The 16,492-nt window shown below is 61.4% G+C and carries 15 protein-coding genes; 1 reads left to right on the top strand and 14 read right to left on the bottom strand.

Going from position 1 to position 16,492, the window contains the following annotated elements; genetic code table 11:
* On the top strand, positions 1-888 hold an 888-nt coding region (locus NCT32_RS32025), incomplete at its 5' end, for a hypothetical protein (protein WP_250491206.1).
* A gap of 57 nt (positions 889-945) precedes the next feature.
* Here the strand turns inward: NCT32_RS32025 and NCT32_RS32030 are convergent.
* From NCT32_RS32030 to NCT32_RS32095, 14 genes are all read right to left on the bottom strand, one after another.
* Positions 946-2,022 carry a hypothetical protein gene (locus NCT32_RS32030; protein WP_250491207.1) on the bottom strand — a complete coding sequence of 359 codons (1,077 nt, stop codon included), beginning with the start codon at positions 2,020-2,022 and terminating at the stop codon, positions 946-948.
* 111 nt (positions 2,023-2,133) lie between these two features.
* Positions 2,134-2,967 (bottom strand): PRTRC system ThiF family protein, encoded by an 834-nt coding sequence (locus tag NCT32_RS32035; protein ID WP_250491208.1) that lies wholly within the window; start codon positions 2,965-2,967, stop codon positions 2,134-2,136.
* Positions 2,964-3,620, bottom strand: a complete 657-nt coding sequence (locus NCT32_RS32040; RefSeq protein ID WP_250491220.1) for a PRTRC system protein A — start codon at positions 3,618-3,620, stop codon at positions 2,964-2,966. The genes NCT32_RS32035 and NCT32_RS32040 overlap by 4 nt, the downstream gene beginning before the upstream one ends.
* Complete coding sequence (locus tag NCT32_RS32045) at positions 3,620-4,348, bottom strand: PRTRC system protein B (RefSeq protein ID WP_250491209.1); 729 nt, start codon at positions 4,346-4,348, stop codon at positions 3,620-3,622. Before NCT32_RS32045 ends, NCT32_RS32040 begins: the two co-directional genes overlap by 1 nt.
* A gap of 13 nt (positions 4,349-4,361) precedes the next feature.
* Positions 4,362-5,501 (bottom strand): PRTRC system protein F, encoded by a 1,140-nt coding sequence (locus tag NCT32_RS32050; RefSeq protein WP_250491210.1) that lies wholly within the window; start codon positions 5,499-5,501, stop codon positions 4,362-4,364.
* A 99-nt stretch (positions 5,502-5,600) separates the two neighbouring features.
* Entirely contained in the window at positions 5,601-5,837 is a 237-nt protein-coding gene (locus NCT32_RS32055; RefSeq protein ID WP_250491211.1) for a PRTRC system protein C, read from the bottom strand.
* 9 nt (positions 5,838-5,846) lie between these two features.
* Positions 5,847-6,335, bottom strand: a complete 489-nt coding sequence (locus tag NCT32_RS32060) for a PRTRC system protein E (RefSeq protein WP_250491212.1) — start codon at positions 6,333-6,335, stop codon at positions 5,847-5,849.
* A gap of 95 nt (positions 6,336-6,430) precedes the next feature.
* Positions 6,431-8,107, bottom strand: a complete 1,677-nt coding sequence (locus NCT32_RS32065) for a PRTRC system ParB family protein (protein ID WP_250491213.1) — start codon at positions 8,105-8,107, stop codon at positions 6,431-6,433.
* Between the two features lie 177 nt (positions 8,108-8,284).
* The gene (locus NCT32_RS32070; RefSeq protein ID WP_250491214.1) at positions 8,285-8,983 is read right to left on the bottom strand and encodes a hypothetical protein; all 699 of its coding nucleotides are present in this window, start codon (positions 8,981-8,983) and stop codon (positions 8,285-8,287) included.
* A gap of 294 nt (positions 8,984-9,277) precedes the next feature.
* Positions 9,278-10,078 carry a competence protein CoiA gene (locus NCT32_RS32075; RefSeq protein WP_250491215.1) on the bottom strand — a complete coding sequence of 267 codons (801 nt, stop codon included), beginning with the start codon at positions 10,076-10,078 and terminating at the stop codon, positions 9,278-9,280.
* 247 nt (positions 10,079-10,325) lie between these two features.
* The gene (locus tag NCT32_RS32080; protein ID WP_250491216.1) at positions 10,326-10,868 is read right to left on the bottom strand and encodes a hypothetical protein; all 543 of its coding nucleotides are present in this window, start codon (positions 10,866-10,868) and stop codon (positions 10,326-10,328) included.
* A gap of 642 nt (positions 10,869-11,510) precedes the next feature.
* A complete protein-coding gene (locus NCT32_RS32085; RefSeq protein ID WP_250491217.1) occupies positions 11,511-12,497 on the bottom strand; it encodes a hypothetical protein in 987 nt (328 codons plus the stop codon).
* 428 nt (positions 12,498-12,925) lie between these two features.
* Positions 12,926-13,171 carry a hypothetical protein gene (locus tag NCT32_RS32090; protein ID WP_250491218.1) on the bottom strand — a complete coding sequence of 82 codons (246 nt, stop codon included), beginning with the start codon at positions 13,169-13,171 and terminating at the stop codon, positions 12,926-12,928.
* Positions 13,172-16,291, bottom strand: a complete 3,120-nt coding sequence (locus NCT32_RS32095; RefSeq protein WP_250491219.1) for an SNF2-related protein — start codon at positions 16,289-16,291, stop codon at positions 13,172-13,174.
* Positions 16,292-16,492: the final 201 nt, after the last annotated feature.

Below are 16,492 nucleotides of genomic sequence, written 5' to 3' on the forward strand. Positions count from 1 at the left end.
CAAGCCGGCGACATGCTGGCCAGATGGGAAAAGCGATGGTCGAACAACGTCGAGCGGTATCGCGATCTGTCCTGCGTCCGCCTGATCCTGCCGTGGAGCACACCGTCGATGCGCTTCTGCACGTCAGAATTGAAAGGATCACTAATTAATTCGGCCTTGAACAAGCGCTTTCCAACGCACAACATCGTCAGTATCACCGGCGTTCGCCGTCAGGAAAGCAGTGCTCGCAGCAAGATGGCTGTCGCAGCCCCGCTCGCCCCCCTGTCGACCAAGGGGCGCACCGGTGTGACGTGGAATGCCATCATCGAATGGACCGCCGACGAGGTCTTCACCGAGATCGCTGCGGCCGGACTGGCGCTGCACGAGGCATACACGGTGTACGGTGCGTCGCGCGTATCGTGCGCCTACTGCATCATGAGTTCGCTCGACGACCTGCGCGCCGCGGCAAGCTGCACCGACAACCACGACGTCTACCGGGAAATGGTGCGACTGGAAGCTCAATCGACGTTCGCCTTCCAAGGGCAACGGTGGTTGGCCGACGTCGCGCCGCACCTACTGTCGCCTGAACTGGCGGCCGACGTCGCGCGTGCGAAGGCAGCGGCCATCGAGCGCCAAGCCATCGAGGCCGAGATTCCCGCGCACCTGCTTTTCTCGTCCGGGTGGCCGACCGCGCGCCCGACGCCCGACGAAGCGCAGTTGCTCGCGAGCGTGCGCCGCCGCGTCGCCCGGACAGTCGGCATCGAGGTCGGCTACACCAGCGCGGCCGACGTTATGCGCCGGTACGACGAACTGCTGGCACAGCGGCAAGGCGCGCCTTCGTCTGCCGACGCAAATGCCACCGAACCCGCAGCCGCGTCAATCCCGGCGCAAGCGAGCTTCGCCTTCTAGCGGGCGAAAAAAAACCACGCACCGAAAACTCGGGGCGTGGCGTTGATCAAAACAGCACTAGGCGAGACACAGCGAGAGCTGAACGTCCGCTGCAAAAAACGCGGGATCTGGCGCGGCGCCTTCACGCGCCACTTCCCACTGGAGTTGCGCATCGCTGAAGGAATCGAGGCCGTACAGCAGCCGGTCCGTGTCTTCGCGATTGAGCAAGTCGCCGAACGCAAAGCTGAAGACAGCCGGCGCACATGCGTCCTGAGCCACAACGCCGAGCATTCTCGCAAGCTCGTCTGCGCGGCGAACCTTCCAACCCTCAGTGCCTTCGGGCGAACGTGTCACGGTGATGCGCGTCGCCGACGGCACCTGCGGGGCATTGTTCACCGCGTCGCGGAACGCTGGAATCGCCTTTTTGGCGAATCCCGGCGTTTCCATTTCCACCGGATAAGCGACTTCAGTGATGAAGGAGCCGACCGCGCTGTATTGCCAGCCAGCGTGACGCCACGGCGCGGCGCCAATTGCAACCAACACATTGTGCTGGTCGATGGAATGACACCGCACCTCGGGCATCCGCTCCATCGCCGTCTTCGTTGTGGGCGGCACCGGCACTTCGATGTGTGCGGTCCCACAGTCGTACTCCTTGAGCACTCGCCAAACGCTGAGCGGCCCGCTGTTCCCATAGATGGAGAGCAGCAGGTCGATGTCCGCGTGCAGCGAAACGCTCAAGCTGCCGCCAACCAACTCATCGATGCGAGACTCGAAGCCCGCCCGGATGAGCGACAGCCGGACATCGTCCAGCTGCGACTCAGGCACCGCCGAGTAGCACGAGGCGCCGACCGTCAGATCGATTGCCCGATCCCGAAGCAGCGAGGGCTTGGCGAGTTCACTTCTCCAACTCGCAATGTAGTTCTCGGGCCGGATTGATCCATTGCGGCTTCGGAGCATCCCGCCCTCACAACTGGTCGCGTGCGAGAAGACGCGGCGCATGACCTGCGCATAATTGCCCAGCGCCACGGCCGACCACTTGTCGTTATGCGGATAGACGTTCGACTCATAGCCACGCTCGAAGAGCGCGTAGATCCACTCGCCGTCTGCCTTCTGCATTACGCCTGCGCGCTTGCCCGTCAAAATCGAAGAACCCATGCTTTGCTCCATTGGTACGCGGAGCAGCCCCGACGGGCTGCGTACCCGCTGGGATGTGAAATAGGAATGCCGACCCCTTGCGGAGGTCGGCAGTGATGAAACAGCGACTACCTAGGCAGCGAACTTCCCCTTTCGGCCCTTCCTCGCTTGCTTCACAGGCGGCTTCGGGACTTCGTACCCAAAACGCGCCCACGCAGCCGGATCCAACGGAATCGGATTTGTGCGCCCCTTTGCGAGGTTCACAAACACGCCCGAGAACGGCACAGCGCCGGTTCGAAACATGGTCCAGAGCATGTTGAACGCTTGGACCGCGATGGCCTGATTGATGACCAGCGACTGCTTGCGCAGCGCCTCGGCCATCGAACAGGACGGGGTCTCGTCTTTCGCATCGAGCTTTGCGTCGACGAGTTCCGGAAACAACTCGCCCACATGCGGCAGCCGTTCAGGATGTTTCAGCGCGTGGCTCTTGCTACAGACCTGACCGATGACAACTTGGCCGCGATCCGTGTCGTTGCCGCAGTCGAGGTAGTACGCCCCCGTGTCCTGGGCGGCGCCAACAATCGCGGCCCGAGCGGCACGCGTGTCTACGCAGCCGATCACGAGATCGACGTTGTAGAGCGGCTCGCCCGGACCGAATCGCCGGGTTTCCGCCCGCCAGTTCGTGCCCATCAGTGCGTTTAGCCGATTGACGATAAGCGAGGCTTTGTACTCGCCCACGTCGTTCGGATAGAAGCCCTGCCGGCCGACGTTGGTCGGGCTGACGGTGTCGTCATCAAAGACGGTGCAGTCGATGCCGCCCGGGTGGCCCAGTTCCAGCATCGCGTGGTGCAGCCGCGCCAAGCTCGGGAGCACCGCACTTCCGGTGCCGCCCGCGCCTACTACGACCACATTCCAGCTCCGCTCGAGCATCCGCGAAGGAAGTTGATGTCGGATGGACCCGTTCATGCAACCTCCTGCGCGCGAGCCGCCGCGTACCAACTGCTCGGCACGCGCTCGACGTTCTCGAAGATGCCTTTGGCGCAAAGCCGCATCGCCATACTCGGCACTGACGACGCGCAATTCCCGACGACGAAGGCGAACTTCGTCTCATGTCGGTCATCTTCGTTGTCTGTCGGCGAGAAATACGCGGGATGCGCGCCATGAGAATGGCAGTCGATCACCCGCAGTTCGCTTGGCAGAAGATCCGGCCGCTCGTACTTCAGCGACCCGGTCCCCTGCGACAGCACCTTCACAGGCGCGAGGCGAAACTGCTTCGTCTCGACGTTCCAGACGATCCACGCACCGGTTTCCAGCGGATGCGCGGCGCGCGCCATCGCGACGAACTCGCCGATCAGCTCGGGCGGCACCGCACCACAACGCAACTCGGTCGATTCGGCCACTTTCCCGTAGGGGATCGCAGTCGGGACCGTGTAGTGCGCAATGCGGCGAACAACCGAGAGCCACGGCAGATCGATTTCCAAAAAGACACCGTTCTCGCCGATCAGCAGTCGCTCACCGGCCGCCTGCATTGGCGCGACCGGCTCACGCCGGGGCACCATGACGGTCGGAAACGAGCGCTGAAGCGCGGCATCTGCAGGATTCAAAGCGCCAGCATTCATCATCGAACTCCTTGTTTGCCGCCGATCAACTCAGCGAGGGTAAGGTCCATAGGGACGAGCGCGTCTTTCGGGAATTGCTCGCCGTACTTGCCGTCGAGCATTTCCTTCCAGAAGGCGAATTCACCATTGGGATGCGAAACGCGTTTGTTCCCGTGGTTCGGGTGCGTGAAGGCCGATTCAAAGAATCCGCCCTCCCATCCGCCGATCGACTCGATATCGATCCGCTTAGGAACGTGCGCCGAGCCGATGCAGATCCGCCCCCAGTCCCAGGTGTTAAAGTAAGGCGGTTCATGCAGCTTCGATTCAGGCGTTGGCCGGCTGTCTTCCTGCAGCGCGAACACGGAAAACCCGCTCGAAGCTGCACGGAACACCAACCCTGGGTGCGGGACGACCGCACTTCGCCGCCCGATCTCCTGACAATCGAAGAAGACTCTTCGCATCGCCGGTCTGCACCACCACATCACCGCCTCTTGCGACACCGCGAGCACCGTCTCAGGCAGAAATTCCGCCTTCGGTGCCGCGTTCTGAGCCAGCTCACGCAGGCAATCAACAAGCGCCATGCGGTCGATCGGCCTTCCGGCACCAATCGTCGCCCGGCCGCTTTTGCCCTGCATCACCGGATGAACGGTGCCGTAGACGGCGCTGCGGTCCTGACGGCCGTACAGCAAGATGGCGCTGATCGCCGCGAGTTCGTCGACGCGGTCGGAGCCAATATCAAGCCCTTTCATACAAAACTCCTCGTTATGCCGCGAGACCCGCGATGACGCGGTCCAGTTGGCCAAGAATGGATAAGCCCTGCGACCAGTTCGCGTACTGCTTGCGAATGGCGTCAGGCGTAGAGGCAATCGGCGTGAAGCCAAGGTAAGTCGTGCCGTCGCCGGCGCTGGCGAGGTACTCGTAGTGCGAATCGAGTACATCGCCGACGCGGCTGTCGTTTTGCACGGTGAGCGTGGCGGCTGCATAAGCGCAGCGGGGCCGATACTCGCAACCGAAGAGGTCGCGATTGCCCACCCGCTGCAGCATCAGCGAGAGCTTTTCAAGCTCCGCGCAGATGCGACGCGTGCGCCCGGAGGTAAAGCGCTGAAGCCGCCTAAGGGCCGCGACGCCAAGCGCCCGTTGAGGCAGATAGCGTCGGCTCTTTGCGTTCCAGCGGTAGACGTCCATGTCGTCCGGACAAAGCTGCGGACGTACAACGGAAGGGAGGTAATGCTCGATCTCCGCTTCGTCGTCGCCGAACCGGTCCGTCAGCATCTCGCGCGCTTGCTCATCGGTTGCGTTCGAGTCGCCATCCCAGAACCAGGAAGCGAATTCCCCGAGGAACTCGTCCGGCGTCCGAACCCACATCGTGCGTCCGGCTGCACGATTGACCAGCACCATCGCTGTAGACACCAACCGCGGATGAACATTGCGAAGCTCGGCGGCACGTCTGCCGATCTCGAAGATGCTCTCCTCCGTTATCTCGATGCCGAGATAAACGGGCGAGGTCGGATTGAACTCGCTGCTGTCCTCCTGATACTGGACAACATCTTGCACCGCCTGCACGTCGCACAGCACGAAGTCAAAGCCAAGGCAGTCCAGACGCGGCGTATGACGCTTGGCCCATGCAAAGAAACCGTGGGCAAGCGCGTCACCCGCGCCTTTGAACTCCGGTACGTCGCGCGGCCTCAACACGCCCGAGTTGAACTGGGCCGCGATGAGGCTGGCGACATCCTTTTCGGCGTTCCAACGCATCACTGCGCGCGTTTTGACGTCCGAGCCGATGGCCGGGAGGCTTAAAAAATCATTGGGAGTTCGACGTCGGGCAGCGGGAGCGCGTCGCGGTTGCCAAGGCTCTCCCGAGACAGCGACTTCTGCACCAGACGGGCGAGGATCGAAGAGCATTGCTCGATCTCCTTGTCATGAAAAAAAACCGCCCTTCCGGGCGGTTGCTGATGAGAAAGGGCCAAGTCCGGGTCGGACAAGGCTTTAAGGAGGTCGCGCTTACGCATGGACGCGGCAGGCCAAGACTGCACCCTTGGCACCGGCCGCGCGCACGAACGTGAAGCGCATCACATCGCCTTCCGTCGTCGGCCCGTCGATCGCCGCGGTCGTCAGCTCCGGATACTGCGCGGAGTAGAGATCGCGGACATCGTCGGGCGAGAAGGTCGGCCCCGGATCGGGGAACGTCACGCCGTTGTAGACGAACTCGCGCGTGAGCTTCGCAACTTGGATAGCCATGTCTGCTCCTTAGTCGAAAAGCGATGCGAGGTTCGTCCCGGTGCTAGCCGGTTCCGCCGATGCCTCTGCTGCGGACGATGCCGAAGACGCAGTCGGGGCGGTGCTCTGCCCTTCAGCGTCGTCACCTGCGTCGTCATCATCGTTGTCCGCGTCGGTGCTCGATCTGCCGGGCGCCGGCAATGCCGACTTGCTGCCGCCCTTAGCCAGCGTCTTGGTCGCCTTGGAGACTTGCGTCGTCTTGGCGGCTTCGAGGATGGCGGTGGTCGCAGCAACCTGCTCGGCGAGCGACGCGTGCGCGCCCGTATAGGCCGCGAGCGCGTCGACGAAGCCCGCGTCGAGTTCGGCCGCCACCGCGGTGAGCGCGAGCGGCTGAAGCATGGCGGCGTCTTTTGCCGTGCCTTGCGGCATGACACAGACAACCATTTCGTCGCCCTTCATCTGCAAGGACAGCGTGAGCTTCGTGCAGTGACGCAGAAGCGGTTCAATAGCTGCAAACATGGAAAACTCCTGAAAAAGAAAAAAGACCGCCATCCAAGGGATGGGCGGTCTATAAAGGATGGAAACTACGATCGATGCACGGGCGTGCCGTGCGTTCAGAACATGAGCACCTTCGGGATCTTGCCCGTGTAGTCGAAACCCTCGACGGCCAGAAGCGCATCGATGACTTCGGACTTGGACTTGCCGAAGACCTTCTTGAAGTTGTCGCCAAGCGCGGCACGAATGCCAAGCTCGTCGGCGACCACCATCATTTCCGACTTCGTGATCAGTTCCAGAAACTCCTTGCAGAGCTTCCAGTGTTTCGCGATTTCGAGGCGATGGTGCTTGCACAGACGCGTGAGGTGCTGAACGTCGAGGCCCTGAATCGCAGCGACCGTCACGCCGGTTACGGCATGAGCGATTTGCGCATCGTCGGCAGCGGTCGATGCCGCAGCCGCTTTCGAGACGTCGCCAGCCGGGATCTGCTCTTGCGTGAGCTTTTCCCAGATGCCAGACAGCGTCTTCTGATCGACGCAGCGCATCTGGTCGGACAGTGCGATCGCAACGAGGTATCGCTGGGCGAGCGCGGGATCGGCTCCTACCTCGCGGCGCAGGGCTTTTCGCCACAACGCCACGCGATACGCTTTGATCCGGTCCGACTCGGCCACCACCGTCGCCGGCGGATTGCTTGTCGTCGATGCCGCGGACGAACCGGCCGCGCCCTTCGCTGCTGCGGGCGACGCTTTCGCGCCCGCTTTGGCTGTTTCGGGCTTCGGCTGCGTCGCCGCTTTCACCGCTTGCAATTGCGCTGCCACCTTCTTCATGTTGCAGACGGTGTCAAAGCACTGGCCGCGATAGACCTTGCCGATCGAGTCAGGCAGGCCGCTCACCGCCGCGCCGTAGTTCTGGCACGCGTGACACGCCTTCGCCTGCTCTTCGCCAACGCCCTTCGGGCCGTCGACGGCGAGCTGCACGCGCGTGTGGTTGTCGCCAGCACGCACGATGCGCACGACCGGATATTCGTCGCGCAGGCCGGTGGCCGTCGCTTCGAGCATCTTTTCGGTCTTCTCGTTGTAGCAGGTGCGGTTGGTGCAGTTCCCCGTACCGATGGACTCGCCGAACATCTCGCCCTGGGTGGACGAGTTGTGCGGGCATCCGGCGCAATCGGCCTTGTCGAAGATCGCGGCCGCCAACGAACAGGCAACCTGTTCGATGGTTTTCTTGACCTCAGCGACCGCCTTGCCTTCCTTGACGATCACCGGCAGCAACTTGTCCTGCGTCTCTTTGGGGAGCGCAGCAAGCAGCTCGGCGTGACCGAGCAGGATCTGTCGCGTGCTGAGCGCATCAAGCACGGGAGTGCTGCAGTTCATCAGCGCAAGACGCTTATCCAGCGTTGCACGCGACCAGCCGAAGATACGCGCGACTTCGTCGCGATCGCCTTTGCACAGCCCGACTTGCTCGGCTGCCGCAATGGCTTCTTCGGCGGGCGACATGTCGGCTCGCTGGATGTTTTCGATGATGGCGAGCTGCTTCGCTTCGACTTCATCGATGTCGCGAACGACGACAGGGATTTCATAGTCTTCGCCGTGCGCCGCGAGTGCCGCCTTGTATCTGCGGCCACCAGCGACGAGGCCGAAGCCGCCGTCAGCGAGCGTGCGCACGATGACAGGCTGGATGACGCCCTTTTCGCGCACAGACGCGGTCAGCTCTTCCATCTCCGCCGCATCGAAGTACTTGCGGGGATTGACGCTGACCTGAATTTGCTTGAGGGCGAGAGTAGGTTGCTGTTGCATGGCAGGGCTCCTGAGAGGGAACCTGCCCCCTTTGGGAGTGGTTCCCAAAGGGTTGAACAACGTGGGCTGACAAAAGTCAGCGCGGGGTCGATGCGTCTATGACGCGGGTGATGGAGTAAAGATAGCCGTTTAAATTGCGGGCACGTGACGCAAAAGCTCACGAATTCATGCCGTCTTTCACAACCACGCAGGTCGAGGTTCTTTCTCGTCGGCATCTAACGGCTTCCCCCGTGTCCACGCAAGGCGATGGACTGCGACGAGGTCCGCAGCTAGCCGCTCGGAGTCGGCCGCCGACAGCGCGAGGCCCAGCGAACGGACATCGTCGACGCCAACCGCGACTTTGACGAACAAGGTCACGTCCCGATAACCCGGCGCATCTAGCTTGTTTTCATACTGACAGGAATGCACCACATCGTTGTCGGGCAGCGGCGTGTGCGTTGGCTCGTCAGCCAGCCCCCATCGTCTGATCATCGCCAGCCAGCGCGTTTCGCCATTGGGAAAGTAGCGATGCACTTCCGTCGCGTGCCGCCTGTCCAGCCGCAGCACCTGTAGGCAATGCTCCAGCAAATCGTCATCGAGTCGGCGAAAGTCAGGGAGGCTGAAGGGGAAGTCGTCGCCGTTGTAGAGACCTGCCAGGAACTGGGCAGCCACGCGCGCCTGTCGAGAGTTGCCCTCCGCTACGTCGAGGAGATGCGCAAGCGAATCCAGGCTCGCATCGCGATCCTGCGCGCGTATTTCGGCCGCCCGCTGCGCGGGGGTCGTTCCGCCCGCCGCTCTCGCGAAGAAGTCGTCAACGGTCTCTTGGAGTGCTTCGGCTAGATGCGTCGGGACGGTGAAGGCGATGGATCGGCTGCTGGGTCTTGGCGGATAACTCATTGCATTGTGGTGGCATGACGGACGCTCGAATTTGCGTCTGTCCGCATGATGCCATGAGCGAAAAAATGCGCCGGCAGAACGCCGGCGCCCAAGGCCAGTCGGCGCATAACCGGGGGACGCCAAACCGCGAACGGAGCGTATTAACACGACGTGTCGGCGACGGGTGAGCAGATGCGCAGGGCAGAGAAGCTGTTAAAGATTTGCATCGCGCACGAGACCCGTTTACGTGAAGCCGCGAAGCCCTTCCCGGCAGAAGCAGCTGATGCTTAACGCGCGGTGAGTCGGTTAAAGGCGTTAGGTAAGCATCACGCCCGCCATCGTGATGCGCCTGCCGCCGGGATACGAGAAATCTCCAATGGCGGAAGCCGGCCGAGTTTCCACGCCAAAAGAGATCAGATTGACGGGGTACGGGCGATCAAGAGTGAGAGTCTTCCACTTCCTGGAGGTGCGCGAGTAGCCGCCGGCCGACGCAGACCCGCCGCCCGGGGTGCGCCACTCGGAAAGCGGAACATGGATGATCGAAGCGCTGAATGTGCCGCGCCAGAACATCCTCGTAGACGGCTCGAAGAACCATAGTTCCTTGAAGTGGAACCCGTGCAGCCAGCGTTCGAAGGGCTTCGGTGTGTAGCGCTCAATAACGTAGCCGGTTAAGGTCTTCGTCGTTTTGCTTCCCAACTTGGCAATGTCGATCAAGCTGATCCAAGTGACGGCCGCGCCAGCGGCGAAGTAGCCCTTGGTCCGCGCGCTGATCTCTGCCGGCGTGATTGGCTGATGCTGGATTTCGAAGATGTGCGCACGCCCGCGCTTCCCCAGGACGTGCACATCTGCGCGCTGCTTCCCTACCGGGAATTCGACATCCACTTCGTAGCCGTGCCATTTGAACAAGTCCATCAGCAGGTTCTTGCCGGCCAAGTGGCCTTGCGTTTCGCCCACGGCCCACGAACAGGTCACCGGAGCCTTGTGCGCGAAGTGATGCACGACTCTCGTTCCTTTTCGCAAGATCACCGCTTCGCCGCATCCGGGGCAGCGAAAATCGGGACCTTTTTCCGCCGAAGCCGCGTGGATCCGCGCGGTTCCATTGAGCGCAACGAGCATAGTCTTTAAGACGTCAGTGGGTTGAGGTGTCTAACGTGGCAGGTCCCGCTAGGCGCCGCGCGGGAGCAACGGCGCACAAGACGTCTGTCGGCTCCCTCAAAAGTGCTCTCGATGATGCGTGGGATCGGCGTTCGCGAAGCGACATTGCAGTGACGCACCGCGTATTCAGGCGGCGCGTCGACGAGTAGGCGCGCCCTGAGTTATGTGTAGTCCCGCTGAGCAGTTGCTTGGCTCCCGTCGGCCTGGTTCACTGCAATAGACCACGGAAAGCGGTGTTGGTCACCAACTCGTGGATCACGTCCTGGACGGCCGCGGGGAACTGGGCCGCGACACGATGGCAGGCTTCCCTCCCTTCGAACCCGGTTTCGAAGGCGGACTTATGCTGAACCGCCAACGATTTCCCGTTGGAAGAGCTGACGAGCAACCTTATGTTCCAATACCCGTTGGTGAGCCCGACCATCGAAGACGATTCCAACGCTTCGATTCTTCCCGAGAGGGTGACGTTCGGAGCGGTATCGGCATAGGCATCTGCTACCTTCAACTCGTCGGCAAGCGCTTTCTGTACGTATCCCTCGAACGACAGACCGTCTGGCGGAGCGAGAGCCTGGCCCCGACAACCGGGATCGATATTGCCGGTGGCCACGAATGGCCCCACTGCGACGTCTCTGGCGAGGCTTTTTTGAATCGCCGCGCGATTGTCCGCGGAGATCGCATAGCGGGCGACAGGTTGCGGAGACGCACACGCGGACAACAGCGTTGCGGACGTCAGAACGACGAGCGTTTTCCTCATTTCTTGGTCTCTGTGGTTAGCGACGCGCTCCGCGTCGCGATGATCTTCGCATGCTGCAGCCCCGACCCGAAGATCGGCAGGCCTCTTGGCTCAATGACGATTTGTTCGCCGACGAGGACCACATATCTTGCCGCAACATTACGTTGGCGCGAGGGACGTGTCGCCGCGGGGGCCTTGTTCAAACATGCTTATCATAATGACAATGTTTGATGGCGCACAGTCTCTGCACTCCCTTCCGGCAATAACCTTCCAGCGCTCGGGGAAGCAAGGCGCGCAGACCAAAAGATAGGAAGTGACCTACAAAAAGAAGGGCGGCACTTACCGGCTCGGCAGCAAAGGTAGCGCGCAACAACAACACTGCGCACTTTTGTCGACGGGCCGAAAGTAGAAGGCACCGAGGCCAGCGCCCCAACAAGAGAGAGCTCCGAAACCGGCATTCGTTCCGGCTTTCTCTTTGTCTTGCGCGCTGCGGATCCCTTGAACGCGCTCGCGGCTCTCTCCGGCAACCGGCGAGGGGCGAAGGGCCCTTTGGCAAGTGGTCGCAGCCGTCCCCGACAAAGACGTGCTGCGAGCTACGACAAGAGGAGCTATGGATGCACGCCGCGCCCGCGTTTCAACGACCGCTTCACGCTACAGAAAAGCTTAAACTGCGGGCGTGCTGCCTTGGAGCAGTCTGACCAGACGACGGAACTCCTCGTCATTGCTGTCGCTCTTCCAGCGGTTGACGAAACGGCAAACCACCTGCAGATTACCGGCTTCGTAATGGCCGTCGCTATCGATCCGGTCCAGCGAACAGATCATCTCCGGATCATCCGCTTCATTCGGGTACTGCAATGGAAGTCCAGTGATTGCGCATGCTTCTTCCTGCGCTAGGATCAGTTCCTTGACGTAGTCTGCGAAGATCGAATCGTTGCCGAATTTGACGTCTTTATTTTTCATCGTGCGCGTCACTTCTTGCCCGTTCGAGTTAGCACTCGTATGCGTGGCCATGTACACCATCGTCAGCGCTGCGAGACCGACAACGTCTTCTACCGACGGCAATCCTTTTCCGGACTTCTCGACTGCCTTCTTCCAAATGGTTCGCGAATGCCAGGACGATAGATCGTCGCCGTCGATAAGCGCGCGCGCGTAGGCCACGTTCTCTGGTTTAAGGCGCACCGTGGTTCCCCGGTTCCATAGAAAGTTTTGGGCGACGGGATGTACCGCGCTCCATAATAGGCGCGCGCCTTTTCGGTTCTTGTTTGACCAAGGTTCGACTGGCTTACGCATTACATAAACCATTGTTCCCCCTTGGCCGGGAGCGCGCGATTCTTCAAGCGTTGTCGACGGAGAGTCTGGCTTCGAAATCGTCCACCAAAGTTCGTCTTTCTCGCGGTGCAGCCAAATGTCACCATTAGACCGGCTGAAAATATCAGGGAGGTTGTACCAGCGGGCGGCCGCATTCTTTGTGAGAGGTTCGCCTGTCACCGATTTCTTGGTCGCAACCGCTAGTGACACGTAGCCATCTCGATCTTCATTTACGCGGAGAGGCCACAGATCCACATCCTCAATCATGGCTATTGTTGCCCCGTCTCGGCATTCCGGCCAAAGATAATTTTTCGGTCCAAAGTTTGCAAGGCGGATGTCCATTGGTAGAGTGTCCTGATCGTAAGCGACTTTTGCCGCGCCATTAGCAAGTATAGATAAAACCCGCAGGCCTAAAGCCCTACGCTGTGGTCGAAAAGGACAGAACCAAATTGCTCGCGCTCACAAGGGGAGCTGGCTGCCAATCGACATCACGGGGTCATCGACACCTATCGCGATCTTGCGCGCGCGGCACGCCGACGCCAGTCACGATGATATCCGTGCCGACTGACCGATGTACCTCAAAACCTGACTGCCGGACTGCGATCCGCTGACCGGCCGAGTTGGGTCGCATACAGCCCTTCTCCGAGAACCCAGTTACGACCTCTCGGGCGACGACAACTCAATCGCCGAAGGCCAAAAAAAACCCGGCTCGAAAGCCGGGTTGTGACTAAATGATCGAGACGAGCGCCACCTAAGGGCGTCGCTACGTCTTATGCCGCGCCAGTCGCGGGCAACATAGGTCGAGACAACAAAGTCGTGACTGCCCCCGCCAACGTCCACTCGCCGAACTGCTGCTCGTGGCTTTCATGGACGAGACGGTCGAGGCACAGCACCTCGACGCCATCGACTTGTACCTTGCCGAGAACGTGCGCCAGCACCGCGCGATTGGAGCCTTCACGTTTAACCGTGACGACGCCCTCCCCGACCACCACAAACACGTTCGAGTCTTTCGGCATTTACGCTGCCTCCTTCAAAAGTTTGCGCATGTCACCGGACGTTTCCGCCGACAGCAATGCGAGGTCATCGACGAAACGATCCAGCAAAGAATCCATGTGCAAAAAAGTCTCATCGTCCAGTTCCGGTGTCGCCCAGTCCAGCCCCGCCTGCGTCGCATCACGTTTGTGCGCGACCATTTGGTCCTGATACTCGTCGATGCTTCCTGGTAGGTGGAAATAGACGACTTTCAACACGCCCTTCCGGTTCCACCGCAGCGCGCGCCGCATCGCTTGATACTCAATGCGCCACGTCCACGAGCGGTCATAGAAGAGGATGTAGTCGGCGTTCGGCAGGTTGTAGCCGGCGCGGCCAGACGCCTTGGTGGCCATCAGCCCGGTTGCCAGTCCGCCCAAGAAGCGCTTGTCCTTATCGGCCACGCGACGCTTGATCGGGATCTCGCCATGAAACGGGACTGTCTGCACACCATGCGCATCCAGCTCGCGCGCCAGAAGATCGAGCACGCCGGGGTTCTCGGCAAACACGATTGCTTGCTTGCCTTCCGCCGCGATCGCACGCATCCGCGCCACAATCGCGCGCTGCTTGCTCGTGAGCCCGCCGACGTACTCCACGCCCTCCATCCCGAACTGCGGGTAGTTGGCAGAGAAGTGAACAGCACGGATACGAGCGAGGATCGTCACCAGGTTGCACGCCTTCTTGTCGTCGCGCGATGAGCGATACCAATCGGCGAACTCGTCGGCAGCACGCAGGTACGCGGCCAGATGGCCGCGATCCCAGTCGACTGTCTCCACCTCGAACTGCGGCGGCTCGATCTGGATGTAGCGCGACACCTCAGGCTCGGCGACCAGCCGACGCTTGATATGCGGCGCGAGCATCGCCCGGTACAGGTGCAGGTTGCCGATCTTTGGTACCTCGCGCTTCGCCCCGTCCTGCAGGCTCTCCGCGAACTGCCACGTCACCCACTCCAGCACCACGAAGTCATTCCTAAATCGATCGACGCCGCGCATCGCGTACTCCACCGAATTGATCCAGTTCTGCTCGAGATAACCCACGCGATAGCCATAAGGTTGAGCCGCCGTTCCGTCACCACCCGAAAACGCTATCAGACCGAACGCATCTCTCGGGTAATTCGGGATTGGACTTCCCGTCAAAACGAACCGTCGCCGCGCCGAAAGCTGCCAAAGCGCGCGGCTCTGATCACTTGTCGGATTGGCGAGGCGCTCGCCTTCGTCAGCCACCAGCAGGCCGATGCGACGACGAAGCCGATGCGCATACGTCACCCGCGCAGAAGCGGCTTTGTCCACCGGCATACGCAGGCGCTCATACGAGATGAGGTTAATCTGCCGGAGGTCGGTTAGATCCGCCGCCGATTCGATTACCTTCACCTGATCGGCCGCGATCGGCAACTGGGCAATCTCCTTCAACATCTCCTCGATGAGCCGGGACTCAACGACGATGAGGCCGTGCTTCACACCGGAGACGAGGATCAGCGCCAACGCGAGCCGGGACTTGCCGCAACCCTGCTCCCACGCGACGATGCATCCAGTCGGCTTCAACAGCGTTTCGATCAAATCGTCGACCTGAAACTCCCAATCGAGCCACTGATCGACGCCGAGCGCCTTCACGCGCGAGCGCAGCGCCGCCGCTTGGTCAGGAAAGCGCGCGCACAGACCTTCGTGCACCACCTCCCATCCCTCGCTGACGTTCTCGACCGCGAACCGCGCGTTGAGCTCGTCGACCGACAGGTGATACCAAACGCCCTGCAGCGCGTATCGGTACCGTCCGTCGGCTTCGCGATCGAAGTGGACTTCGTCGCCCGCCTTGATGAGCGGACTGGCCCAGCGGGTCGCATCGACCTTGTGGGTCTCTTTCGCGATGCCCGACACCTGATCTCGCGATCCAGCGCCAGTTGTCCACGCCACGTGCCGCAGCGGTATCGCCTGTCGTACGCTGCGACGCATGCGTCTGCTGAAGTGCTCCATGAAGCCGGGCGCGAGTTGCGGCTCGCCACCGACGCTGCGGATTCGATCAAGCAACTGACCAAAGGCCGCAACCGGATCGTCTTGCACCAGATACGTTTCCATATCCAGCAAGCCTTGCCCGGAGTAACGGAAGCCACGCGGCAGCCGGTGGCCGTCGCGCGAGTAAATGCGCTTCACGAGAACCGCGTTGAGCACCATCGCTTCGTTGAAGCCGCATGCGAACGACAAGCGAATGCGCCGGCCATCGTGCGAGACCTTGACAGACTTGTCGCCGGTGACCGCACGCGTGATGAACGGCACGCTGTCATCGAGCTTCTGCAGCTGCAGCCGAGCTTCCCCGAAGGATCGCTCCTCGAAGTGCAGCCCGAGGTCTGGGCCTGGCTTGGCCAGATCGTCAACCAACGCACGCACGAAGTCTGAGGGACGATCGCGATAACGGTCGAACACCACCACGGCCGTGCGCACGTTCGCGCCTTCCAGCTTGAACGCGTCCGCTGGAAGTTCGAACAGGCCAGCCGCGCGGCGCTTCAAGCGGTCGCCCTGCTCGCCCGCGATCATCGACTCGGCGGTGGTGATCGGCAGGAGCGCGACGACGATATTCGCCGCCTCAAGCGCCTGGTGCACGGCGTAGTCGTGGCTCAACGCGCTGGTGTGCGCGCCGTACCGGCCCCACGTCGTGCATTCCAGCGTCTGCAGGTGCGGCGACTCCAGATGGATCGAGAACGGCGGATTGATGATCGCGATGTCGAAGCGCGCCGGATGGATATCCTCCATGCCAGCTTGCCGAAACTCGCAATCAAACGCCGCGTCCTCGAACACCTTTTGGCACTGCTGGATGACATCGGCATGGACGTCGACGCCGTACACGGCATGGCGTTCCGGGTCTGCGTACTGAAGCAGCCGGCCCGAGCCGACCGAGTTATCCAGGATCCGGATAAGCCGATTGACCTTCCAGCCGCTGACGAAGCTCCACATGAACGCCGCAATGGCGTCCGGCGTGAAGAACTGGCCGAGGTGCTGACGCCGTGCCGCTGCCAGCTCGCCCTGATGGGCGACCGACGGTGCCTGCGATCCCAAACTTCTGATCGCACGCAACGGCTCGTACCAGTCCCGCTCAAACGAAAACAGGTCTCTCTGCATGAATTGCCTCTAGAAAAGAAAAGACCCGCCGAAGCGGGTCGAAAAGATGGAATCGTGGGAACCTCAGTACCGGTCGCGCGAGGCGAGGTAGGTGGCGCCGAACTCACTAATGAAGAGGGACAATGCGTCGCCCACGTCGTGAGCGAACTTGAACTGCCACTTGTCGTTGAACAGCACGATCTCGAGCCCCGTGAACGACAG

This window comes from Caballeronia sp. INML2 (genome assembly GCF_023631365.1).
GTDB classification, from domain to species: Bacteria; Pseudomonadota; Gammaproteobacteria; order Burkholderiales; family Burkholderiaceae; genus Caballeronia; species Caballeronia turbans.

Bases quoted from the DNA above. Each gene is read 5' to 3' on its own strand.
- NCT32_RS32030 (WP_250491207.1), bottom strand. From the start codon at position 2,022: ATGGGTTCTTCGATTTTGACGGGCAAGCGCGCAGGCGTAATGCAGAAG.
- NCT32_RS32035 (WP_250491208.1), bottom strand. From the start codon at position 2,967: ATGAACGGGTCCATCCGACATCAACTTCCTTCGCGGATGCTCGAGCGG.
- NCT32_RS32040 (WP_250491220.1), bottom strand. From the start codon at position 3,620: ATGAATGCTGGCGCTTTGAATCCTGCAGATGCCGCGCTTCAGCGCTCG.
- NCT32_RS32045 (WP_250491209.1), bottom strand. From the start codon at position 4,348: ATGAAAGGGCTTGATATTGGCTCCGACCGCGTCGACGAACTCGCGGCG.
- NCT32_RS32050 (WP_250491210.1), bottom strand. From the start codon at position 5,501: ATGCTCTTCGATCCTCGCCCGTCTGGTGCAGAAGTCGCTGTCTCGGGA.
- NCT32_RS32055 (WP_250491211.1), bottom strand. From the start codon at position 5,837: ATGGCTATCCAAGTTGCGAAGCTCACGCGCGAGTTCGTCTACAACGGC.
- NCT32_RS32060 (WP_250491212.1), bottom strand. From the start codon at position 6,335: ATGTTTGCAGCTATTGAACCGCTTCTGCGTCACTGCACGAAGCTCACG.
- NCT32_RS32065 (WP_250491213.1), bottom strand. From the start codon at position 8,107: ATGCAACAGCAACCTACTCTCGCCCTCAAGCAAATTCAGGTCAGCGTC.
- NCT32_RS32070 (WP_250491214.1), bottom strand. From the start codon at position 8,983: ATGAGTTATCCGCCAAGACCCAGCAGCCGATCCATCGCCTTCACCGTC.
- NCT32_RS32075 (WP_250491215.1), bottom strand. From the start codon at position 10,078: ATGCTCGTTGCGCTCAATGGAACCGCGCGGATCCACGCGGCTTCGGCG.
- NCT32_RS32080 (WP_250491216.1), bottom strand. From the start codon at position 10,868: ATGAGGAAAACGCTCGTCGTTCTGACGTCCGCAACGCTGTTGTCCGCG.
- NCT32_RS32085 (WP_250491217.1), bottom strand. From the start codon at position 12,497: ATGGACATCCGCCTTGCAAACTTTGGACCGAAAAATTATCTTTGGCCG.
- NCT32_RS32090 (WP_250491218.1), bottom strand. From the start codon at position 13,171: ATGCCGAAAGACTCGAACGTGTTTGTGGTGGTCGGGGAGGGCGTCGTC.
- NCT32_RS32095 (WP_250491219.1), bottom strand. From the start codon at position 16,291: ATGCAGAGAGACCTGTTTTCGTTTGAGCGGGACTGGTACGAGCCGTTG.